General features: G+C 67.2%; 17 protein-coding genes. 12 read left to right on the forward strand and 5 right to left on the reverse strand.

The window, feature by feature from the left end:
- The first annotated feature begins 83 nt into the window (after positions 1–83).
- Entirely contained in the window at positions 84–5,033 is a 4,950-nt protein-coding gene (locus FW760_RS24620) for an alpha-2-macroglobulin family protein (protein ID WP_116052647.1), read from the forward strand.
- 70 nt (positions 5,034–5,103) lie between these two features.
- Here FW760_RS24620 and FW760_RS24625 read toward each other — a convergent pair whose 3' ends face one another.
- Positions 5,104–5,397 carry a hypothetical protein gene (locus FW760_RS24625; RefSeq protein WP_043860925.1) on the reverse strand — a complete coding sequence of 98 codons (294 nt, stop codon included), beginning with the start codon at positions 5,395–5,397 and terminating at the stop codon, positions 5,104–5,106.
- Between the two features lie 104 nt (positions 5,398–5,501).
- Between FW760_RS24625 and pbpC the strand changes: the two genes are divergently transcribed.
- The 3 genes from pbpC (at position 5,502) to FW760_RS24640 (ending at position 11,410) form a co-directional block, all read left to right on the forward strand.
- Positions 5,502–7,844 (forward strand): peptidoglycan glycosyltransferase PbpC, encoded by a 2,343-nt coding sequence (pbpC, locus tag FW760_RS24630; protein WP_043860926.1) that lies wholly within the window; start codon positions 5,502–5,504, stop codon positions 7,842–7,844.
- A 286-nt stretch (positions 7,845–8,130) separates the two neighbouring features.
- Positions 8,131–9,627, forward strand: coding sequence for a collagen-like triple helix repeat-containing protein (locus FW760_RS24635; protein ID WP_446444070.1), 1,497 nt, complete (start codon positions 8,131–8,133; stop codon positions 9,625–9,627).
- 109 nt (positions 9,628–9,736) lie between these two features.
- Positions 9,737–11,410: a ShlB/FhaC/HecB family hemolysin secretion/activation protein gene (locus tag FW760_RS24640; protein WP_043860928.1), complete on the forward strand. Its 1,674-nt coding sequence runs from the start codon at positions 9,737–9,739 to the stop codon at positions 11,408–11,410.
- 92 nt (positions 11,411–11,502) lie between these two features.
- On the opposite strand, the gene FW760_RS24645 is transcribed toward FW760_RS24640, so the two are convergent.
- Together FW760_RS24645 and FW760_RS24650 are read right to left on the reverse strand one after the other, a co-directional pair.
- Positions 11,503–11,910, reverse strand: coding sequence for a response regulator (locus tag FW760_RS24645; protein ID WP_043860929.1), 408 nt, complete (start codon positions 11,908–11,910; stop codon positions 11,503–11,505).
- Positions 11,911–11,925: 15 nt separating this feature from the next.
- Positions 11,926–12,111, reverse strand: coding sequence for a Flp family type IVb pilin (locus FW760_RS24650; protein ID WP_043860930.1), 186 nt, complete (start codon positions 12,109–12,111; stop codon positions 11,926–11,928).
- Between the two features lie 324 nt (positions 12,112–12,435).
- On the opposite strand from FW760_RS24650, the gene cpaB reads away from it, so the two are divergent.
- From cpaB to FW760_RS24690, 8 genes are read left to right on the forward strand one after another with little or no spacing between them, the layout of a single operon-like run.
- Positions 12,436–13,377, forward strand: coding sequence for a Flp pilus assembly protein CpaB (cpaB, locus tag FW760_RS24655; RefSeq protein WP_116052653.1), 942 nt, complete (start codon positions 12,436–12,438; stop codon positions 13,375–13,377).
- A gap of 21 nt (positions 13,378–13,398) precedes the next feature.
- On the forward strand, positions 13,399–14,694 hold the full coding sequence (locus FW760_RS24660) for a type II and III secretion system protein family protein (protein WP_054916708.1): 1,296 nt from the start codon (positions 13,399–13,401) through the stop codon (positions 14,692–14,694).
- Positions 14,691–15,881, forward strand: a complete 1,191-nt coding sequence (locus FW760_RS24665) for a pilus assembly protein (protein ID WP_043860933.1) — start codon at positions 14,691–14,693, stop codon at positions 15,879–15,881. The genes FW760_RS24660 and FW760_RS24665 overlap by 4 nt, the downstream gene beginning before the upstream one ends.
- Entirely contained in the window at positions 15,882–17,156 is a 1,275-nt protein-coding gene (locus FW760_RS24670) for a CpaF family protein (RefSeq protein WP_043860934.1), read from the forward strand.
- Positions 17,157–17,191: 35 nt separating this feature from the next.
- The gene (locus FW760_RS24675) at positions 17,192–18,040 is read left to right on the forward strand and encodes a type II secretion system F family protein (protein ID WP_116055284.1); all 849 of its coding nucleotides are present in this window, start codon (positions 17,192–17,194) and stop codon (positions 18,038–18,040) included.
- Position 18,041: 1 nt separating this feature from the next.
- A complete protein-coding gene (locus FW760_RS24680; protein WP_054916706.1) occupies positions 18,042–18,926 on the forward strand; it encodes a type II secretion system F family protein in 885 nt (294 codons plus the stop codon).
- 14 nt (positions 18,927–18,940) lie between these two features.
- Positions 18,941–19,624, forward strand: coding sequence for a tetratricopeptide repeat protein (locus FW760_RS24685; protein ID WP_043860936.1), 684 nt, complete (start codon positions 18,941–18,943; stop codon positions 19,622–19,624).
- A complete protein-coding gene (locus tag FW760_RS24690) occupies positions 19,621–19,878 on the forward strand; it encodes a DUF3613 domain-containing protein (protein WP_088514179.1) in 258 nt (85 codons plus the stop codon). Before FW760_RS24685 ends, FW760_RS24690 begins: the two co-directional genes overlap by 4 nt.
- Before the next feature lie 240 nt (positions 19,879–20,118).
- Here the strand turns inward: FW760_RS24690 and FW760_RS24695 are convergent, their stop codons facing one another.
- Positions 20,119–20,898 carry a response regulator transcription factor gene (locus FW760_RS24695; RefSeq protein WP_043860938.1) on the reverse strand — a complete coding sequence of 260 codons (780 nt, stop codon included), beginning with the start codon at positions 20,896–20,898 and terminating at the stop codon, positions 20,119–20,121.
- Positions 20,899–21,032: 134 nt separating this feature from the next.
- Positions 21,033–21,503 (reverse strand): A24 family peptidase, encoded by a 471-nt coding sequence (locus tag FW760_RS24700; RefSeq protein WP_043860939.1) that lies wholly within the window; start codon positions 21,501–21,503, stop codon positions 21,033–21,035.
- Positions 21,504–21,530 lie beyond the last annotated feature (27 nt).

Genomic DNA, 21,530 nt, shown 5'->3' on the forward strand with positions numbered 1-21,530 from the left:
CGCCGGGCGCCTCGATCAGCGATGCCCGCGAGCTTGCTATATAGTGCTCGTCTCAGACCCTGCTACCGGAAGAGTTACCCTCCATGCTCAACAAAGGATTGTGGCTGGCGTGCGCCATGGCGCTGCTCAGTGCTTGCGACTCGTCTACTGATAAACCGGCCCCGGCCCCCGCGCCAACGGAACAGGCCGCCCCGGTAGCCCCGGCGCCGGCCCCCGCCGAACCGGCCGCGCCCGCAGCTGCACCGGCCCCGGCGGCGACCCCGGCGCCCACCCAGGCGAGCCTGGGCGAGCGCTACGCCGGTCGCGAGCTGACGGTGGTAGACGTTTCCGAAGTGCAGGTCGACGGTGCCAGCGCCTTGTCGGTGACCTTCTCGGTGCCGCTGGACAAGGACCAGAACCTTGCCGAGCGCGTGCACCTGGTGGACACCACCCGGGGCAAGCTCGACGGCGCGTGGGAGCTCAGCGAAAACCAGATGGAGCTGCGCCTGCGCCACCTGGAGCCGCAGCGCAAGCTGGTGCTGACCGTGGATGCCGGCCTGCTCGGGGTGAACGGCAAGAAGCTCCCCAGCGAATACGTCAGCCGCCTCGAAACCCGCGACATGCAGCCCACCGTGGGCTTCGCCAGCCGCGGCTCGCTGCTGCCCACGCGCCTGGCCGAAGGCCTGCCGGTGATCGCGCTGAACATCGACAAGGTGGACGTCGAGTTCTTCCGCATCAAGCCCGAGTCGATGTCCAGCTTCCTGGCCAGCTGGGGCCGCAACACCTCGCTCGAGTACTACAACTCCGAAGAACTGTTGAGCAAGGCCGACCTGGTGTATGCCGGCCGCTTCGACCTGAACCCGGTGCGCAACACCCGCGAAACCCTGCTGCTGCCGATTGCCGGGATCAAGCCGTTGCAGGAACCGGGGGTGTACCTGGCGGTGATGCGTGCCTCGGGCCGCTACAACTATTCGCAGCCGGCCACCCTGTTCACCCTGAGTGACATCGGGCTGTCGGCGCATCGCTACACCAACCGCCTGGACGTGTTCACCCAGGCGCTGGACGGCGGCAAGGCCTTGGACGGGGTCAACCTCGAACTGCTCGACCGCGAAGGCAAGCTGCTGGCCCAGGCCAAGACCGACGGCGATGGCCATGCGCAATTGCCGATGCCGCCCAAGGCCGACGTACTGCTGGCCAAGCAGGGCGTGCACACCACCTTGCTGCGCCTGAACAGCGCCGCGCTCGACCTCTCCGAATTCGCGCTGACCGGGCCGCAGGCCAACCCGCTGCAGTTTTTCGTGTTCGGCCCGCGCGACCTCTATCGCCCGGGTGAAACCGTGCTGCTCAACGGCCTGCTGCGCGACCAGGACGGCAAGCCGGTGAAGGCCCAGCCGGTCAGTGTCGAGGTGCGTCGTCCGGATGAACAGGTCAGCCGCAAGTTCGTGTGGGAGGCCGATGCCAATGGCTTCTACCAGTACCAGTTGCAACTGGCCAGCGAAGCCCCGACCGGGCGCTGGCAGCTGGTGTTCGACCTGGGCGGCGGCAAGAAGCAGGTGTTCGAGTTCCTTGTCGAAGACTTCATGCCCGAGCGCCTGGCCCTGGAACTCAAGGGCAGCGCGACCCCGCTGAGCCCGGGTGAAACCGCTGAAATCCATGTCAATGGCCGCTACCTCTACGGCGCCCCGGCCTCGGGCAACCGCCTCAGCGGCCAGGCCTACGTGCGCCCGCTGCGCGAAGCGGTGCCGGCTTTGCCGGGCTACCAGTTCGGCTCGATCACCGAGGAAGACCTGAGCCACGACCTGGAACTGGACGAAACCACCCTGGACGCGTCGGGCGATGCCACGCTGCAGATCGAAAGCCGCTGGTCCGAGGCGCATTCGCCGCTGCAACTGAGCGTGCAGGCCAGCCTGCAGGAGTCCGGTGGCCGGCCGATCACCCGGCGCCTGGAGCAGCCGATCTGGCCGGCCGAGCGCATGCCCGGCCTGCGTGGGCTGTTCGACGGCGAAGAGGTCGACGGCAACACCCCGGTCGAGTTCGAACTGCTGATGGCCGACCGTGACGGCCACAAGCTGGCCGCTGACAACCTCAAGGTGCGCCTGATTCAGGAGCGCCGCGACTACTACTGGAACTATTCCTCCAGCGATGGTTGGGATTACAACTACAACGAGAAATTCCTGCTGCAGTCCGAGCAGCCGGTCAGCATCAAGGCCGGCAGCACTGCCAAGCTGAGCTTCCCGGTGGAATGGGGCCCGTACCGTGTCGAGGTCGAAGACCCGAGCACCGGCGTGACCAGCAGCGTGCGCTTCTGGGCTGGCTGGCGTGCCCAGGACAACACCGACGGCGGCGCCGTGCGCCCCGACCAGGTCAAGCTGGCGCTGGACAAGCCGGCCTACGCCGATGGCGCCACCGCGCAGATCACCGTGACCCCGCCGGCTGCCGGCAAGGGTTACCTGATCGTCGAGGGCAATGACGGCCCGCTGTGGTGGGAAGAAATCGACGTGCCTGCCGAGGGCAAGACCTACGCGGTCAAGCTCGACCCCAAATGGGCCCGCCACGACCTGTACGTCAGCGCCCTGGTGATCCGCCCTGGCGAGCGCAAGGCCAATGCCACGCCCAAACGTGCCGTGGGCGTGCTGCACCTGCCGCTGGATCGCGCCGAGCGCAAGCTGGCGCTGACCCTCAAGGCCCCGGAAAAGATGCGTCCCAAGCAGCCGCTCACCGTCAAGGTGCAGGCGCGCAATGCCGATGGCAGCATCCCCAAGCAGGTGCAGGTGCTGCTGGCCGCGGTGGACGTGGGCATTCTCAACATCACCAGCTACGCCACCCCCGACCCGTTCACCGGCATGTTCGGCCGCAAGGCCTACGGCGCCGACCAGCTGGATATCTACGGCCAGCTGATCGAAGCCGGGCAGGGCCGCCTGGCCAGCCTGGCATTCGGCGGTGACGCGGCCATGGCCAAGGGCGGCAAGCGTCCCAGCACCAGCGTGACCATCGTGGCCCTGCAGAGCGCCCCGGTGACCCTGGACGCCAAGGGCGAAGGTCAGGCGACGGTGGACATCCCCGACTTCAACGGCGAGCTTCGGGTGATGGCCCAGGCCTGGACCGACGAGCGCTTCGGCATGGCCGAGGCCAAGACCGTGGTCGCCGCGCCGCTGATCGCCGAACTGTCGGCCCCGCGTTTTCTGGCCGGCGGCGACCGTACCGAGCTGGCGCTGGACCTGTCCAACCTGTCGGGCAAGGCGCAGAAGTTCACGGTCAAGGTGACCACCGAGGGCCAGTTGAACCTGCTGACCCCGTCCGAGCAGCCACTGAGCCTGCGTGACGGCCAGCGCGTGACCTCGCTGCTGGGCGTGCAGGCCGTGGGTGGCCTGGGCCAGGGCAAGGTCAAGGTGCAGGTCAGCGGCCTGGTGCTGCCGGGCGAACCGAACACCGCCTTCACCCGCGAGTGGACCCTGGGCATTCGCCCGGCCTACCCGGCGCAGCTCAGGCACTACCGCGCCGCGCTCAAGGACCAGCCATGGACCTTGCCCGCCGAGGACCTGGCCGCGTTCGAACCCCAGGGCCTGGAGGCGATGCTGTCGCTGTCGAGCCGCCCGCCGCTGAACATCGCCGAGCAGATCCGTGCCCTCGAGGCCTACCCCTATGGCTGCCTGGAGCAGACCACCAGCGGGCTGTACCCGTCGCTGTACGCCGATGCCGAGACGCTCGAGCGCCTGGGCATCAAGGGTGAAGAGCCCAAGGTGCGCCAGCGCAAGATCGAGATGGGCATCGAGCACCTGCTCGGCATGCAGCGCTACAACGGCAGCTTCGGCCTGTGGAGCGCGGACGACAGCGAGGAGTACTGGCTGACTGCCTATGTCACCGACTTCCTGCAGCGTGCCCGCGAGCAAGGCTATGCGGTGCCGCCCGAGGCGCTGAAAAAGGCCAACGAACGCCTGCTGCGCTACCTGCAGGAACGCAACCTGATCGAGCCGTACTACACCAGCAACGCCGAGCACAGCCGCTTCGCGGTACAGGCGTATGCGGCGCTGGTGCTGGCGCGTACCCAGCAGGCCCCGCTGGGTGCCCTGCGCAGCCTGTTCGAGCGCCGCGCCGATGCACGCTCGGGCCTGCCGCTGGTACAGCTGTCGATCGCACTGGACAAGATGGGCGACAAGCCGCGCTCGGCGCAGGCCCTGCAGGCGGGCCTGGCGGTCAAGCGCCAGGACGTGTGGCTGAGCGACTATGGCAGCCCGGTACGTGACGAGGCGCTGATCCTGGCCCTGCTCGAAGAGAACAAGCTGGCCACCGACCAGCTCGACCAGCGGCTGTTCGAGCTGTCGGACAAGATGGCCAGCAGCTCGTACCTGTCCACCCAGGAGCGCAATGCGCTGTTCATGGCCGGGCGTGGCATGCTCAAGCAGCCTGAAGGCCGCTGGAGTGCACGCCTGGACAGCGCGGGCGAGCTGCGCGACCTGGGCCCGACCCAGGCCGGGCTCAAGCTGGAGGGGCCGTTGCTGGCCTCGCCGCTGACCGTGACCAACACCAGCGACAAGACCGTGTACCAGCAGTTGACCGTGTCGGGTTACCCGCGCTTCGCACCCCGTGCGGTGGGCACCAACATGAGCATCTACCGCGAGTACCTGGGCATGAATGGCCGGGCACTGAACATCAAGTCGCTCAAGAGTGGCGACCTGGTGCTGGTGCACATTGGTATCCGCGCCAACGAGCGGGTGCCGGACGCGCTGATCGTCGACCTGCTGCCGGCGGGCCTGGAGCTGGAAAACCAGAACCTGGCGCAAAGTGCGGCCAGCCTGGACAACGCCAGCAGTGCAGTGAAGGAATGGCGTGAAGCAATGCAGAACGCCAACGTGGTGCACCAGGAGTTTCGCGATGACCGCTACGTGGCGGCGATGAACGTCGACCCGTACGGCGTGACGCACCTGCTGTACCTGGCCCGTGCGGTCACGCCGGGCACCTACCGCGTGCCGCCGGTGCAGGTGGAGTCGATGTACCGGCCCAACTGGCAGGCGGTGGGCGAGAGCCCGGGTGACATGGTGATTCTGGGGCGCTAGCAGTTGCCCCTTCGCCGGCAAGGCCGGCTCCTGCAGACGCCTGTAGGAGCCGGCCTTGCCGGCGAAGCTTCTAGCGCACCACCCAGCTCAACACCCACAACCCCAGCATCAGCCAGATGATCCCCATGATGATCGAGGCGCGCATGAACGCGCGCACCGCCGAGTACAGCAACAGCAGGCCGATCACCAGCATCAGGATGCTGACCAGCGAGGTGTCCATGCCCAGTGTGCGTGCCAGGCCGTCGATGAAGTTGCCGCCGGCATTGGCCAGCAGATTGAACAACCCGCTCAGGGCATCCACCACGAAGCGGATCACCGCGCCGAGCGCTTGCCCCAGCCATTCGAAAAAACCTTCTACATGCATAATCGCTTCCTGATCGACGCTACGGCGCAGTCGCCGTGCCCAGAGCTTTGGCCATCATCCTGCCGGCTCGGTTCCTCACCCACGCAAAAAGGTGTCCGCGCCTGATGTTCAGCTTAGCCCGACCCCGCTCGCGCATCGCCCGGCTGCTGTGCGCCGCCTTTGCCTGCGTGCTGTTGCTGTGGCTGGCTGATCGCCTGTGGCCATTGCCGATGCCGGCCGACGATCTGGCGCGGGTGGTGCTGGCCGAAGACGGCACGCCGCTGTGGCGCTTTGCCGATGCCGAGGGCGTGTGGCGCTACCCGGTCACCCTCGATCAGGTGTCGCCTTACTACCTCGAAGCCTTGCTCACCTACGAGGACCGCTGGTTCTACCGGCACCCCGGGGTCAACCCGCTGGCCCTGGGCCGTGCCGCCTGGCAGAACCTCACGGGCGGGCGCGTGCTGTCGGGCGGCAGCACGCTGTCGATGCAGGTGGCGCGCCTGCTCGACCCGCACTCGCGCACGCTGCCGGGCAAGTTGCGCCAGGTGTGGCGCACCGCCCAGCTGGAATGGCACCTGTCCAAACGCCAGATCCTGGAGCTGTACCTCAACCGCGCACCGTTCGGCGGCACCCTGCAGGGTGTGGCGGCGGCCAGCTGGGCGTACCTGGGCAAGTCGCCCTTGCAACTGACCCCGGCCGAGGCCGCGCTGCTGGCGGTGCTGCCCCAGGCGCCCAGCCGTCTGCGCCCCGACCGCCACCCGGAGCGCGCGCGCCTGGCCCGGGACAAGGTGCTGCAACGCCTGGGCGAGTACCAGGTGTGGCCGCAGCAGCGCATCGCCGAAGCGCAGGAAGAACCGCTGCTGCTGGCACCACGCCAGGAGCCGGCGTTGGCTCCGCTGCTGGCTCGCCGGCTGAACCGTGCCGACAGCCCGCCGCTGATCCACACCACCCTCGACGCTGCGCTGCAACGGCGCCTGGAAGACCTGCTGCTGGGCTGGCGCGCACGCCTGCCCGAGCGCACTTCGGCGGCGATCCTGGTGGTGGAGTCGCAGACCATGGCAGTGCGCGCCTACCTGGGGTCGGTGGACCTTGGCGATGAGCGCCGTTTCGGCCACGTCGACATGATCACTGCCCTGCGTTCGCCGGGCTCGACCCTCAAGCCGTTCCTGTACGGCATGGCCATGGATGACGGCCTGATCCATTCGGAGTCGTTGCTGCAGGATGTGCCACGCCGCTATGGCGACTATCGCCCCGGCAATTTCTCGATGGGTTTCAGTGGCCCGGTGGCGGCCAGCTCGGCATTGGCGTTGTCGCTCAACCTGCCGGCGGTGCAGTTGCTCGAAGCCTACGGGCCCAAGCGCTTTGCCGCGCAGATGCGCATGGGCGGCATGCCGCTGAGCCTGCCGACGGCGGCCGAGCCGAACCTGTCGCTGATCCTGGGCGGCGCCGGCAGCCGCCTCGAAGACCTGGTCAGTGGCTACAGTGCGTTCGCCCGCGACGGCATGAGCGCGCCGCTGCGCCTGCAACCGGATGCGCCGCTGGTCGAGCGCCGGCTGCTGTCGCCGGGCTCGGCGTGGATCATCCGGCGCATCCTCAGTGGCCAGGCGCGTCCCGACCGCGACCCGCACGCCGAACTGGTGCAGCGCCCGCAGCTGGCCTGGAAGACCGGCACCAGCTACGGCTTTCGCGATGCCTGGTCGATCGGCGTGGGGCCGCGCTACCTGATCGGCATCTGGATCGGCCGCCCCGACGGCACCCCGGTGCCGGGGCAGTTCGGCCTGGCCTCGGCCGCGCCGCTGATGCTGCAGGTGCATGACGTGCTGAGCAACCGCGACAGCCAGCGCGGCATTGCCGCCCCGGTGCCGGCAGTGCCGGGCAACGTCGGGGTGGCCGCGATCTGCTGGCCGCTGGGCCAGCCGATGGCACGCACCGACCCCAACTGCCGGCGCCAGCGCTTTGCCTGGACCCTGGACAACACCACGCCGCCGACCCTGCTCGCGCAGGACCAGCCCCTGGGTGTGGGGCTGCTGGAGAAGGTATGGGTGAATGCCCGGGGCCTGCGAGTGGATGCAGCCTGTGCGGGGGCCGCGCCGCGCGACATCGCGCTGTGGCCGGCACCACTGGACCCGTGGTTGCCGCGCCTGGAGCGGCGCGAGGCGCGTTTGCCGGCCATCGACCCGAGCTGCCCGCCGCAGGTACCGGCCAGTGCCGCGCCGTTGTCGGTGGTGGGGATACGCCCGGGCGACCAGTTGCGCCGTCCCGCCACCAGCCGCGATGCCCTGCACCTGAGCGTTTCGGCGCTGGGTGGCGAAGGCCAGCGCTGGTGGTTCCTCAACGGCGCACCCCTGGGCGAGACCACAGCCCAGGCGGCGCTGGCCGTGAACCTGGAGGAGGTGGGGCGCTACGAGCTCAGCGTGCTGGATGCCAGCGGGCAGACCGCGCGGGTCGAGTTCCAGGTCAACGACTGACCCCGCACCCGTAAGATGGATATAACGCGAAAGGGGAAGGGCTGCCAAAGCACCTTCCCCTTGCTTTCAAGTGCCTGAAGCAAAAGGGCTTTTGCTGGTGCTGCGACTGTATATATCGGGTTAATACCAAGCTCAGAATTGTTCCCCTTGCGCCTGCGCGCTCAGATAGCTGCAACGGACGTGGAGTGGCCGGAAACCCGGTGCTTCACACCTATAAAAGCAGCGGCAGCAGTAGCAGGGAGTCGCCATGAAAACTCAAGCGTGGATCAAAGCAAGTACGGCAGTGATGTTGATCTTGACCGTGAGCCTGGCCGGTTGCAGCAGCGGCGGTGGCGGTCACAAGAGTCACGTAAGCAGTTCCACACCCGATTCGGGTACCGATGGCGGCAGTGGTGGTGGCGGTACCGGCGGCGGTACTGACGGTGGTGGCGGCACAGGTGGTGGCGGTACGGACGGCGGCGGTGGTACTGGCGGTGGCGGTACGGACGGCGGTGGTGGCACCGGCGGTGGCGGTACGGATGGCGGCGGTGGCAACAATGGTGGTGGCGGCAACAACGGTGGTGGCACGACCTCGACCACGGTCGTCGGCCAGGTGGTGGCCCAGGTTGGCAGCGGCGTGTCGGGCGTGGGCACGGGCGTGTCCGGCGTGGGCAACGCCGTCAGCGGCGTACCGGTAGTGGGCAGCACCGGTGCCGGCGACCTGGTGACGGCCACCGGCAACGCCGTCACCAGCATCGGCGATGGCCTGGGCAAGGGCTTGGGTACGCTTGGCACTGGCAGCAATGCCCTGGGCGAGACGGTCAAGGGCGTGGGCAACGGGGTGTCGGATATCGGCGGCGGGGTCAAGTCGGTGGCCAGCAGCCAGTTGATCGAACAGATACCCGTGGTCAACGGTGTGGTGGACAAGGTCGGCGACGTGGTGGTGATGCTTGGCGATACCCTCAGCACCCAGAGCACCACCGGCAAGCTGGGCAACCTGAACCAGCAATTGAGCAACCAGGTGGTCAAGGTGGTGTCGCTGGTGGAAGGCGCCACCGGCAAGGTGGGTGATGCCACCGGGGTGGGTGCACCGGTCAGCGGCCTGTTGAACAAGGTTGGCAGCGCAGTCGACGGGGTGGGCGACAAGGTCGCCAGTGCCGGCAACGGCAACCCGCTGACCACCGCCGTCGGCGGGCTGGTAAGCCATGTCGGCACGGCGGTCGGCACCAGCGGTGGCCTGGTCAACACCGGCACCGGCAGCGGTGGCAGCGCCCCCGGTGCGGGGCTGCTGGAAACCGCCGGTGGCGCCGTGGCGGGCCTGGGCAGCGGGCTCGGCGCCGGCAGCAGCAACGGCCTGCTCGACGCCGCAGGCAGCACGGTCAACAAGGTGGGCCAGACCGTGGCCTCGCTGGGGCCGGTACTGGGCGGCAATGGCGTGGCCAGCGTGCCGGCCGGGGTGCCCACCGCTGCGTTGGGCAACAGCGTGGGCGCCGGCCTCACCCCGGTGGTGAGCGGTGTGACCAGCGTTACCCAGCAGGTAGGCGCTGCAACCGGCATCGGTGCGCCGGTCAACGGCCTGGTCACCCAGGTGGGCAGCGCAGTCAGCGGGGTGGGCAATCAGATTGCCGCAGCCGGCAACAACCCGGTCACCACCCAGTTGGGGGCGACGGTCAATGCCGTGGGCGGCACCGTGGGCCAGGTCGGTACCCTGGTCAACGGCAACGGGCAAGGGGGCGGCGGCGTGGGCGGTCTGCTCAATGGCCTGACCACGGGCCTGAAAGGCGGCCTCGGGGGTAACAAGTAACTAAATGGCCATCATCGATTAGACGATTTTACGGGCAACACCTACGCTTGAGGCTGACGAGGGAACCGTCTTTGGTTCCCTCGTATTTTTCAGGATCATGGAGTGTCCTATGCGATCGATGTTCGTCGCGTTATTGGGTCTGTCCTGGGTGGCTTCGCTGCATGCCGAGCCCCTGCCGAGCTTCCTCAACAGCAACGAGACCGAGCGCAAGCTGCCAGCGCCCAACCTGCCCGCCGATGCCTTTCGCCCCGTCACTCCCCAACTGAACCTGCCCGCACCGGATGCCGGCCAGCAGCCACAGCCGCTGCTGATGGGCACGCGGGTGCGCGTGCAGCGGGTGCGCATCGAAGGCGGCACCATCTACCCGCTCAGCGAACTGCGCGACAACTACCAGGGCCTGCTCGACCGCGAGGTGACCCTGGGCGAGCTGATCGAGGCCACCCGCCGCCTCACCCAGCGCTACCAGCAGGATGGCTACCTGTTGTCGTATGCCTACCTGCCGCCGCAGGACTTTGCTGAAGGCCGTCTGCGCGTGGTGCTGGTGGAAGGCTACATACGTGATTACGAACTGCAGGGCGATGTGGGGCCGGTGTCGGCCTACCTCGACAAGCTGGTGGGCAAGCTCAAGGCCGAGCGCCCGCTCACCCGCAAGACCTTCGAACGCTACACCGCGCTGATGAGCCGGGTGCCGGGCCTGACCTTGCAGGCCCAGGTGCCGCCGCCGGGTACCACCGACGGCGCCACGCGGCTGATCGCGCAGGCCTCGCGCAAGCCGTTCACCAGTACCTTGAGCCTCACCGACGGCAGCCGCGACGACACCCAGGCGCTGCTCGGCCTGAACAGCAACGCCCAGACCGCGGTGGCCGAGCAGTTGAGCTTCAGCGCGCTGTTCCCGCCGGGGCAGGATGACGAACGCTACTACCGTCTCGACTACTCGCAGTACGTGGACGCCGAAGGCACCCAGCTCAATCTTTCGGCCTCGACCTACCGCAGCAACCCGGCGGCACGGGTGCGCCTGGAGAACGGCATCGACCTCAAGCAGCACCGCGAGAACGACCGTTACTCCATCGGCCTGAGCCAGGCGCTGATCGCCTCGAGCAACGAATGGCTGAACGTGGCAGCGCGCTTCTACGCGGTGAACGACAGCACCGACTACCGGGTGGTCGGCCTGCCATTGAAGGTCAGTACCCGCACCGATGTGCGCGCCTTTGCCTTCGAGGCAGACTGGAGCAAGTCGGATGCGCAGCAGCTGCGCATCCTCAGTGCCGGTGTGTACCAGGGCCTCGATCACTTCGGTGCCAAGACCGACAGCGACTACGACCTGGACTTTTTGCGCCTGCGCCTGTCGGGGGTGCAGAGTGACCGGTTCTTGCAGAATTGGCAGGGGGTGGCATCGGCGGCGCTGTACTGGACCGACGACAGCCTGCCCGACAGCGAGCGCGCGGTGTTTGGCGGGCAGAACTTCGGCCGCGGCTACCCCAGCGATCAGGCTTCCGGCGACAAGGGCTGGGGTGCGGCATACGAGGTCAACTACAGTTTCAAGCGCGATGGCAGCTGGCTCAAGGTACTGCAGCCGTACGTGGTGGTGGACGCCGCGCGTACCTGGTTCAACGAGCTGGCGGTACGTGATTCACGATTGTCGTCGGCGGCGCTGGGGCTGCGCTTTGGCGATGCGCGCTACTACAACATCTCGCTGGAGGCGGCCAAGCCGATGTCGGATATCGCGCTGGACAGCTTCAATCGGCGGCCACGGTACACGTTGAGTTTCAGTTACCAGCTGTGACGACCGATCGCGGGTCAAGCCCGCTCCCACAAGGTATGCGCACTACCTGTGGGAGCGGGCTTGACCCGCGAGGGCCGCGTGGCGGCCAGGCGTTACTGAACCAGTTGCAGGCGGGGCTTGGGGAACAGGTTGTCCAGGGTTTCCAGCAGGCGCAGGTGGTAGATCGGCTTGCGGAACAGGTCGAGTACCTGCAGGCGCAGCAGATCGCTGACCGCATCCATGTCGGCATGCCCCGAGGTGACGATCACCGGCAGGTGCTGACGCGCCGTGTGCTCGCGCAGGCGCCTGATCAGCGAGATGCCGCTCTCTTCCGGCATGTTCAGGTCGGTGATCACCAGGGCAATGTCGGGATGTCGCGTCAACTGCTGCAGGGCGAGCTTGACCGAGGTTGCCGTGTGACAACAGAAGCCCTCGCCCTCCAGCAGCTCGGCCAGCTCCAGCAGTGCGTCTTCTTCGTCATCCACCAGCAGCAGCTGTTGACGTGAGTGGGAAGCCGGCATGTTCAGGTCCTGTCATCAGGCTGAGGGCAGGGCGGCGACGATGTCGTCGAAGACCTTTTTCACCCCGCCCCCCACATCGGTCGAGACCCCGATGATCACCACGGCCACCATGGCGGCCACGATGGCATATTCGATACCGGACGCGCCGTCCTTGCGATGGAAGAACAGCTTGCAGTGCTTGAGGATGCGGGAAAGGACCATGGTACTTCTCCTTGCGCCACAGGCGCGGGTAATGGGGCCCGGAAACGGTGATTCCCCTTTGCCATCACAGCATCGTCAAGCGGTTCGAAACCGGCAAATGTAAGAAGGCATTAATACCAAAGTAAGGGTGTCAACGCTGGCGCCAATAAGCTGTTGTTTTCAGGGGGTGTCGGGTTTCGGACCGAAAAAAAACTGACGGGTAATGGCGTTTTGTCCTAGCTGCGCTACCGTCAAATAGCGAAATAGTTACTTGCAACTTCATGTTTGCGGGCCAGTTCGCACACCGCGCGGCCGAAGGGATGTTCAGGCAGAGGGAGCGCCGACATGAGCAGTCGCATCACCATGATCCTTGCCGTGCTGTTCCTGATCGGTGCCGTGCTGGCAGGTTACTGGGGGCTGGTGCTCAGCCGTGCATCCGAGGCACCGGAGCCGCCGCAAGCGGCGGCGCCAGGGCCGGCCGACCCGGCTCAGCCGGGGGACCAGGCCACGGAGACTGGCACCGATGCATTGCGCAAGCCCGTGCTGGTGCTGCGCCGCGACGTACCCGCCTACACCGTGCTGACAGCCGAGGATCTGAGTGTCGAGCGCCTGCTGGTGGCCCCGGCCGGCAGCTTCCAGCGCCCCGAGCAGGTGCTGGGCCGCACCAGCTGGCGGGCCCTGCCTGCAGGTACCTGGCTGGAGGAGAGCAGTTTCGAGGCCGGTGGGCCGCTGGCGCGCATGATCCACCCCGGCGAGCGCGCCCTGGCGGTGGCGGTGGACGAAGTGGTCGGCGCCGCCGGACAACTGCGCCCCGGCGACTACGTGGATGTGCTGCTGTACCTGCGCGAAGACAACCTCAACCCGCAGGCCTCGGCCCAGGTGGCCGTGCCGGCCTTGCGCCTGCTCAGCGTGGGCGAGCAACTGGGGCTGGCCAACGATGGCCGCCCGCCGGAGGCCGACACCGATGCCAAGGCGGCCCAGGAACAGCGTCGCGCCATGGCGCGCACCGTGGTGCTGGCGGTACCTGAGGCCCTGGCCAGCCGCCTGTTGCTGGCCGCCCAGGCAGGCAGCCTGCGCCTGGCGGTACGCAGCGCCGAAGAGAAACGCCTGGCCAGCTACTGGGCCGACCCGCAGGCCGCTGCACCGCAACTGGACAACGCCAACCGCGACCTCTTTCGCTTCAGTCAACTGGCCATGACCCCGGCCGCAACCCCGGTTGCAGGCCAGGCGCCCAGGCACCAGATGCAGATCATTCGAGGCCCCCAGGCTTCAACGCCCACCCCCTGATCGAAGCAAGGATGCCCGTTGATGAGCAGTCGTTCCGAGCTGATGTTCAAGCGTTCCATCCTGACCCTGTTGTTGCTGGGGGGGCCGGCTGCCCATGCCCTGGCGGCGCCGTCGGGTTGTGCCGGGCTGAGCCCGGTGCCGGCCAGCATCGAGCTGGACCAGGGCCTGCAGCAGGAGATCCGCCTGCCGGTGCCGATCACCCGGGCGGCGGTGGGCGACCCCAACATCGCCGATGTGCAGGCCAGTGGCGAGCGCGGCGTGGTGGTCAGCGCCGTGGGCCCCGGCGCCACCAGCCTGATGCTGTGGACCGCATGCGCCAGCGTGCCGCGCCAGAGCATGCTGTTCATCAAGGGCCGGGCCACTGCCGAGATGGCCGACAGCGCCTTGCCGCCCAGCCTCGACCCCTTGCTGCCGAGCCAGGTGCAGGCCGATATCCGCTTTGTCGAGGTCAGCCGCACCAAGCTCAAGGAGGCCGGTACGCGGCTGTTCTTCAAGGGCTCCAACAACTCGCTGTTCGGCTCGCCGGGCAGCGTGCCCAACACCACGGTGTCGCCGGGCTACGTGCCGGGTGCGGTGACCAGCCCCGACGGTGGCGGCGTTGGCGGGCTGGTCAAGGTGCGCCCGAGCATCCCGCTGAACAACGATGTGTTCAATATCGTGTGGGGCGGCGGCAGCAGCCGCTTCCTGGCGGCCATCGATGCGCTGGAGAGCAGCGGCTTCGCCTACACCCTGGCGCGCCCCAGCCTGGTGGTACTCAGCGGCCTGACCGCGAGCTTTCTGGCCGGCGGCGAAATCCCCATTCCGGTGCCCAGCACCGGCAGCGACACGGTGACCATCGAGTACAAGGAGTTCGGCATTCGCCTGGCGTTGTCACCCACGGTGGTCAGCCGCGACCGCATCACCCTCAAGGTGGCGCCGGAGGTCAGCGAACTGGACTACAACAACGCAGTGCGCATCGCCGGCGTCACCGTGCCGGGCCTGACGGTGCGGCGCACCGACACCAGCGTGTCGCTGGCCGATGGCGAGAGCTTCATCATCAGCGGCCTGATCAGCAGCAGTGCGCGCTCGGCGGTGGACAAGTTTCCGGGCCTGGGCGACGTGCCGATCCTGGGCGCGTTCTTTCGCCAGTCGTCGATCAGCCGTGAGGAGACCGAGCTGCTGATGATCGTGACCCCGCGCCTGGTGCAGCCGCTGGCGGCCAATGCCAAGTTGCCCGAGTTGCCCGGCGAGCGCCTGCGCACCTACGACCCGAGCTGGGGGCGTCTGTTCTTTCTCGAGAACGGCAACTTCGAACAGCGCAGTGGATTGAGCCAATGAGCCAGAGCCTGAGCCAGACCTTCCTTGCGATCACCCGTGACGACGGTGACCTGCAATGGCTGAAAACCGCCCTGGCACCGCTGGGCCAGGTGGTGGGGGCCGGCAGCGGCAGCCTCGACGAACTGCTCGCACTGGTGGATGTGACCTTCGCCAACCTGGTGTTCGTGGGCCTGGACCGCGAGCAGGTGGTGAGCCAGTGCGCGCTGATCGAAGGGGTGCTGGAGGCCAAGCCGATGCTGGCGATCGTTGCCCTGGGCGATGGCATGGACAACCAGCTGGTGCTCAATGCGATGCGCGCCGGTGCGCGGGACTTCGTCGCCTACGGCTCGCGCTCAAGCGAAGTGGCCGGGTTGGTGCGCCGCCTGAGCAAGCGCCTGCCACCGGTGACCAGCAACCCGCACCTGGGCGGCCTGACGGTGTTGTACGGCACCCAGTGCGCCAGCGACGGCGCCCTGCTCACCAGTCACCTGGCGCGGGTGGTGCAGGGCAGTGGTCAGCAGACCCTGTTGCTGGACCTGGGCCTGCCCCGTGGCGACAGCCTGGCGCTGCTGGGGCTGGAGGCCTCGTTTCACTTCGGTGATGCGCTGCGCCACCTGCGCCGCCTGGATGCCACCCTGATCGACAGCGCGTTCGCCCGCGAACCCTCGGGCCTGCGCCTGCTGGCCTATACCGACAGCGACGAGGCACTGGAGCGCACCAGCGCGGCCGAGCTGTACATGCTGCTCAGCGCGCTGCGCCAGCACTTCCAGCATATCGTGGTGAACCTGGCCGGGCAGCCCGACAGCGAGCCCTTGCGCACCTTCGTCAGCCATTGCGACAAGCTGATCTGGTACACCGACCAGAACGTGCTGGACTGCCGGCGCAACCTGGAGGTGCTGACCCTGTGGCGCGAAAAGGGCATGAAACTGGAACACGCGAGCCTGCTGGTGGACCGCTACCTGCGCAGCGTGGCGCCCGACTCCGACGCGCTGGGCAAGCGCTATGGCCTGCCGGTGCTGGTGGTGCTGCCCTACAGCCCCGAGGTGCGCCTGAACGCCAAGAACCAGGGGCTGTCGCTGTTCGAGGTGGCCCCGCGGGAGGCCTTGACCCAGGCGCTCAAGGCCTTGGGCGAGCGGCTGGCACGACGTTCGGAAAGCCTGCAACCGAAGGCGGGCAACTGGATGAAGCGACTGTGGGGGCACAAGTAGATGAGCGGCGACGAGCTGTTCGGCGGCCCGCGGCAAAACCCGGGCAGCGACCCGCAGGGGCTCAAGCGGGCCTTGCACCGGCACATCATCGATGCCATCGAGGACACCGGCCTCAACCTGCTGGAGGGCGCGCGCCCGGCGCTGGCGCAGTTCGTGGTGGAGCAGGTGGGCGACTACATCGCGCGTCAGCACCTAGCCGTGTCGCGCTACGAGATGGAGCGCCTGGCCGAGGAGATCGTCGACGAGCTCACCGGCTTCGGCCCGCTTGAGGTACTGCTGCGCGATGCGGGCGTCACCGAGATCCTGGTCAACGGCCCGCACCGGGTGTTCATCGAGCGCGCGGGCGTGCTGCAGCAGACCGACCTGCGCTTTATCGACGCGCATCACGTGGAGCGTGTGATGCAGCGCATCCTCGCGCCGTTGGGGCGGCGCCTGGACGAGTCGTCGCCGATGGTCGATGCGCGCATGCCCGACGGCAGCCGGGTGAATGCGATCATCCCGCCGGTGGCGCTGGACGGGCCGTGCCTGTCGATCCGCAAGTTTCGCAAGGACATGCTCAAGAGCGCCGACCTGCTGGCCACCCGGGCCATCGACCAGGCAATCCTCGACTTTTTGCAACGTGCGGTGGGCAAGCGCTGCAACATCCTGGTCAGCGGCGGCACCGGCACCGGCAAGACCACCTTGCTGAACATTCTCAGCCAGTTGATCAGCCCCCGTGAACGCCTGGTGACCATCGAGGACGTGGCCGAGCTGCAGCTGGATCACCCGCACGTGGTACGCCTGGAAACCCGCCCGCCCAATGCCGAGGGGCATGGCGAGATCAAGGCCAGCGAGCTCATTCGCAACGCCCTGCGCATGCGTCCGGACCGCATCATCCTGGGCGAGATCCGTGGAGTCGAGGTGCTCGATGTACTGACCGCGATGAACACCGGCCACGACGGTTCGATGAGCACGGTGCACGCCAACAACGCGCAGGACGCGCTGCTGCGCCTGGAGACCCTGGTGGGCCTGACCGGTCGCCAGGTGGCCGAGAAGACCTTGCGCCAGATGATCTGCGCCGCGCTCGACGTGGTGATCCAGCTGGCCCGCCTGCCCGATGGCCGTCGCTGCGTGAGTGAGGTGCTGGAGGTGGTGGGGGTGCGCGACGATGTGTATGTCACCAACACGCTGTTTCGCCTCGACCGGCGCGGCGGCGACACCTTCCTGCGCGAGGCGGTCAACCCGGCCAGCGACAAGCTGCGCCGTGACCTCAACGATGCGGAGCCCGGGCCGTGAGCGGCGCGGTGTGGTTGTGGCTGGGGGGCGTGGTCATGCTCGGCATCTCGATGCGCCTGTTCTATACCAGCCTGCACCGCTCGGGCAACGAACGCATTCTGCAGCGCCTGGGCCAGCACCAGCAGGCCGCCGACAACAGCGGGCCACGTGGCCCTGACTGGCTCGAGCTGATGCTGTTGCGTGCAGGTTTCGACCGCCGCAATGACCGGCTGATGGCATGGGGGGCAGGCTGGCTGCTGCTGGCCGTGTGCGCCGGGCTGTACGGCGGCTGGCCTGGCCTGCTGCTGGTGCTGCTGGCGGGGCCGTTGCTGTTGCGCCTGTTCCTGGCCTGGCGCTACCAGCACCGGGTACGCCGCCTTATCGAACAGTTGCCGGTGCTGCTTGACCATTGCGTGCGCAGCCTGAAGGCCGGGCGCACGCTGAGCGATGCGGTGCTGGGGGCCATCGATGCCTCGCGCGAGCCGTTGCTGGGGGCCATGCAGCGAGTCAAGCGCAACGTGCAGTTGGGGGTGACCCTGGACGATGCGATGTCGGATCTGGCCGAACTGTATGCGCGCGAAGAGCTGCGCCTGTTCGCCCTGGGCCTGCGCATCAACCACCGCTATGGCGGCAATGCCAGCGAGTTGCTGGAGAACCTGATCAAGGTGATTCGCGAGCGCGAGCAGGGCGCGCGGCAGCTGCGCGCGATGACCGGTGAAACCCGCATCACTGCCGTGGTGCTGGCGGTGCTGCCGGTCAGCGTGGCCGGCTACTTCATGTTCAGCAACCCCAATTACCTGCTGACCATGTGGCATGACAGTGTCGGCCAGCGCCTGCTGTTCAGTGCCTTCGTGCTGCAGGCGCTGGGGTGTCTGGCGCTGTGGCGCATGTTGCGGAGTATCTGAGATGGCCTTGTTGCTCAGTGCGGTGTTGTTGTTTGGCGCGTTCGCCCTGCTGCTGGGTCAGTGGCTGCGTCAGCGGCGCAGCCAGCGCCTGGTGGAGCAACGCCTGCAGGGGCGTGCGCCGGACGAGCCGGCACTGCGCGGCTGGTTGCAGCGCATGGGCGACAGCCGGCTGGGGCAGCGTTCGCTGAACCTGGACGGCGAGACCCGCCAGTTGCTCGACCGGGTGGGTTGGCGGCGTTCGCGCCAGCGCTCGCTGTTCGCGGCCTGCCAGGTGGGCTTGCCGCTATGCCTGATGGGGGCGGCGGTGCTGGTGCAGGAGGTGTTCTTTCGCGAGAGCCGTTCGCCCTGGTTGTTCCCGCTGATGGGGCTGGGGTTGGGCTACCTGCTGCCCAAGCGGTTGCTGGCGCTGCTGGCGGCACGCCGTCAGCGCCAGGTGGCGCAGGAGGTGTCGACCTTCATACCGCTGCTGCGCATCATGTTCGAGTCGGGCCTGGCGGTGGAGCAGAGCCTGCGCCTGCTGAGCCTGGAGGGGCAGCGCCTGCTGCCGGTGCTGAGCGAGGAGTTGCGGCTGTTGCTGGCACGGGTCGATTCGGGGCTGGCGCTGGCCCCGGAGCTGGAGAAGACCGCGCAGTTGCTGGGGGTAGAGGCGTTCAGCGACACCTGCATCATCCTGCGCCAGTTGCTGACCCAGGGGGGCGGGGCGATGAAGTCGCTGCTGGCGCTCAAGCAACTGCTCGATGACCGGCGCCTGACCACCTTGCAGGAACGGATTTCGAAGATGTCGGGAAAGATGTCGGCAGTGATGATGCTGTTTCTGTTCCCGGCGTTGCTGATCGTACTCGCCGGCCCGGGCTTCACCGCCCTGGCCAGGGCATTCGGGGCTTGAGAGGAGTGGACGCAATGAAGGCATGCATCGCGGCGCTGGGGTTGTTGTTGCTCGGTGGTTGCGCCACGGATGGCTCGGCGCCGTGGCTGGCCATGCCGGGCTCGACGGCCAGTTGTGCCAAGCCCGATTCGAGCCAGGAGCTGTCGCTGAACATGGCCGACGAGATGCTTGCCGACGGGCGCCCGCATGCCAGCCTTGCGCACCTAGAGGCGCTGCCGGCCGATCTGGCCCAGGTGCGGGTGCGCAAGGCCAAGGTGCTGCGCCTGCTTGGACGCAGCGAGGCCGAGCCGCTGTACCGCAGCCTGCTTGGCGGGTGCCTGGCGGCCGAGGGTGAGCATGGGCTGGGGCAGATGGCGGCGGCCCGCGGCGACAACGCGCAGGCGCTGCAGCATCTGCAACGGGCCATGCAACTGGCCCCCACCGACGAGAAGATCCGCAACGACCTGGGGGTGGTGTACCTGAACCAGGGCAAGCTGGAGCAGGCGCGCTTCGAGTTTCTGACCGCAATCGAACTCAAGGACAGCGACCGTCTGGCGGCGGTCAACCTGGTGACCTTGCTGCTGTACCAGGACAAGTGGCAGCAGGCGGCCGACCTGGTGAGCCGGCTGGGCCTGAGTGCGGCGCAATTCAACGAAGCGCAGGCGCGCGCCCAACAACTCAAACCTGGCAGTGTGGCTGCCGTGCAGAGGTCGTCATGAACAGTCGGATACTGGTGATGCTGGTAGTGCTGCCGGGCCTGGCCCAGGCGATCGAGCCCGGGCCTTCGTCCAGGGCACAGTCGGCCACCGAGGCGTGGTTGCAGGTGCAGGCCAGCGGCGCGCAGGCCTCCAAGACACCGCAGAGCGCCACACCCAAGGAGCGCGACCAGAGCATGCAACGCTGGCTGGATACCTACAAATACGTGATTCCGGATTTCTTCCGGTGGGAGAAGACCAGCAATAGCGACAAGTGAGAGCGCATTGCACCAGCGGTGGGAGCAGCCCTGTATCTGAGCGGATTCATCCGCGATCTGGCGCACAGCGGCAGCTAGGCCTGCGCCCCGGTCTGCCTGATACACCGTGCACTCGAGCTTAGCGACCGCTTCGCGCTCGATTCGCTGGCAAGCCAGCTCCCACGGCCTTCGGCCAGAAGCAGTCCTTGCACAGAGCGAAAACCCGTGAGAGCGGGTGACTCCGCTCCCACAAGAATTCGATCAATGCGCCGTGATGCGCTGACGCAGCGCCGAGGGGTTGGGCGCCAGCGCCAGGGCCAGCTGGGTGCGGTTGTGCATGTGGGTCAGGCGCAGCACCTGCGACACATACAGCTTCACCGTGTTCTCGGTAATGCCCAGCTCGCAGGCGATCTGATAGTTGGTCTGGCCCTTGCCCACCAGCCGCGCGACGTCCAGCTGGCGCGGTGACAGCTGGTCGAAGATCGCCGGCATGCTCTCGGCTGCCGTTGCATCCTCGCCACCCAGGCCCGTGCCCACCACCTGCTCGCGGGCCTTGCCCAGGTCCTGGTAGAGGTCGTCGATGGATTCGGCCAGGTACTGCAGCTTCTGGTTGAGGTGGCCCAGGTGCTGGAAGTTCTTCTGACGCTCCAGCAACGCGGTCTCCTGGCGCTTGAGCCCCTCGAGCAATTCGGGTAGGTCCACCGGCTTCTGGTAGTAGTCGGCGAACCCTTCGCGCAGCGCCTTGATCACATCCTGCTTCTCGGCCCGCCCGGTGAGCATGATCGCCTCGAAGATCCGCTGCTTGCCGGCAATGGCCTTGAGCGCCTTGACCAGCTCGATGCCGTCACGCTCGGGCATGTGCAGGTCGCACAGCACCAGGCCGATTGCCGGGTCTTCGGTAAACCGCTCGATGGCCTGCTGGCTGCTGTGGCACGGTACGCACCGGTACCCGCTGCCCTCGATGAATTCACACAGCTCTTCGACGATCAACGGCTGGTCGTCGACGATCAACACCTTGAATGGACTCACTGGCTTGTTCACACGCAACTCCCTGCTGACGTGCCCTTCCTGGTACGGCCATGACGCTTGTGGTATCGAGGGGCAGTGACTAGAAAAATAGACGCAGTTGGCGGCTATGTACAACGTATGTACAGCAGGTTAGACGGGTTGTTCGATCAATGGATCCATACCGCAGCCAATAAAAAGCCGGCCAGCACGAAGGGGGCGAAGGGCTGTTTTTTTGACGCTTCTTCGATCACCTGCCTGAAGCGTTGCTTAACCTTCTGACTCAGAAGGGACCACAGCCAGCGGCGGCTGAGCAACCAGATCACCACCGCCACCCCGGCACCGATAAAGGTGCCCAGCAGGTACATCCGATCAGTGGCAAGCGCCAGCGCACCCAGCAGTTTCACATCGGCGGCGCCCAGGCGCCCGAGCATGTAGCCGGGCAGGGTCAGCAGCATCACGATCAGCAGCGCCCAGCCGCCCTCGCTGGCATCGGCGCCGATCCAGGTGTGCCCGGTGATGAAGAGATAGGCCAGGGCGCAGGCTGCGGCGCCAAGGGTCAAGGTGTTGTTGATCTGCCTTTCTCGGGCATCCTGTTCGGCACACAATGCGAGCCACAGCAGCAGGACGATGCTTTGCATAGGCGAAATGCCATCCCTTGGTCGTGA

Source organism: Pseudomonas sp. 1176_21 (assembly GCF_052850635.1).

What these genes read in the sequence shown, in the direction of transcription:
- FW760_RS24620 (WP_116052647.1), top strand. Translation starts at nt 84, where the DNA reads ATGCTCAACAAAGGATTGTGGCTGGCGTGCGCCATGGCGCTGCTCAGT.
- FW760_RS24625 (WP_043860925.1), bottom strand. Translation starts at nt 5,397, where the DNA reads ATGCATGTAGAAGGTTTTTTCGAATGGCTGGGGCAAGCGCTCGGCGCG.
- pbpC (WP_043860926.1), top strand. Translation starts at nt 5,502, where the DNA reads ATGTTCAGCTTAGCCCGACCCCGCTCGCGCATCGCCCGGCTGCTGTGC.
- FW760_RS24635 (WP_446444070.1), top strand. Translation starts at nt 8,131, where the DNA reads ATGTTGATCTTGACCGTGAGCCTGGCCGGTTGCAGCAGCGGCGGTGGC.
- FW760_RS24640 (WP_043860928.1), top strand. Translation starts at nt 9,737, where the DNA reads ATGCGATCGATGTTCGTCGCGTTATTGGGTCTGTCCTGGGTGGCTTCG.
- FW760_RS24645 (WP_043860929.1), bottom strand. Translation starts at nt 11,910, where the DNA reads ATGCCGGCTTCCCACTCACGTCAACAGCTGCTGCTGGTGGATGACGAA.
- FW760_RS24650 (WP_043860930.1), bottom strand. Translation starts at nt 12,111, where the DNA reads ATGGTCCTTTCCCGCATCCTCAAGCACTGCAAGCTGTTCTTCCATCGC.
- cpaB (WP_116052653.1), top strand. Translation starts at nt 12,436, where the DNA reads ATGAGCAGTCGCATCACCATGATCCTTGCCGTGCTGTTCCTGATCGGT.
- FW760_RS24660 (WP_054916708.1), top strand. Translation starts at nt 13,399, where the DNA reads ATGAGCAGTCGTTCCGAGCTGATGTTCAAGCGTTCCATCCTGACCCTG.
- FW760_RS24665 (WP_043860933.1), top strand. Translation starts at nt 14,691, where the DNA reads ATGAGCCAGAGCCTGAGCCAGACCTTCCTTGCGATCACCCGTGACGAC.
- FW760_RS24670 (WP_043860934.1), top strand. Translation starts at nt 15,882, where the DNA reads ATGAGCGGCGACGAGCTGTTCGGCGGCCCGCGGCAAAACCCGGGCAGC.
- FW760_RS24675 (WP_116055284.1), top strand. Translation starts at nt 17,192, where the DNA reads ATGCTCGGCATCTCGATGCGCCTGTTCTATACCAGCCTGCACCGCTCG.
- FW760_RS24680 (WP_054916706.1), top strand. Translation starts at nt 18,042, where the DNA reads ATGGCCTTGTTGCTCAGTGCGGTGTTGTTGTTTGGCGCGTTCGCCCTG.
- FW760_RS24685 (WP_043860936.1), top strand. Translation starts at nt 18,941, where the DNA reads ATGAAGGCATGCATCGCGGCGCTGGGGTTGTTGTTGCTCGGTGGTTGC.
- FW760_RS24690 (WP_088514179.1), top strand. Translation starts at nt 19,621, where the DNA reads ATGAACAGTCGGATACTGGTGATGCTGGTAGTGCTGCCGGGCCTGGCC.
- FW760_RS24700 (WP_043860939.1), bottom strand. Translation starts at nt 21,503, where the DNA reads ATGCAAAGCATCGTCCTGCTGCTGTGGCTCGCATTGTGTGCCGAACAG.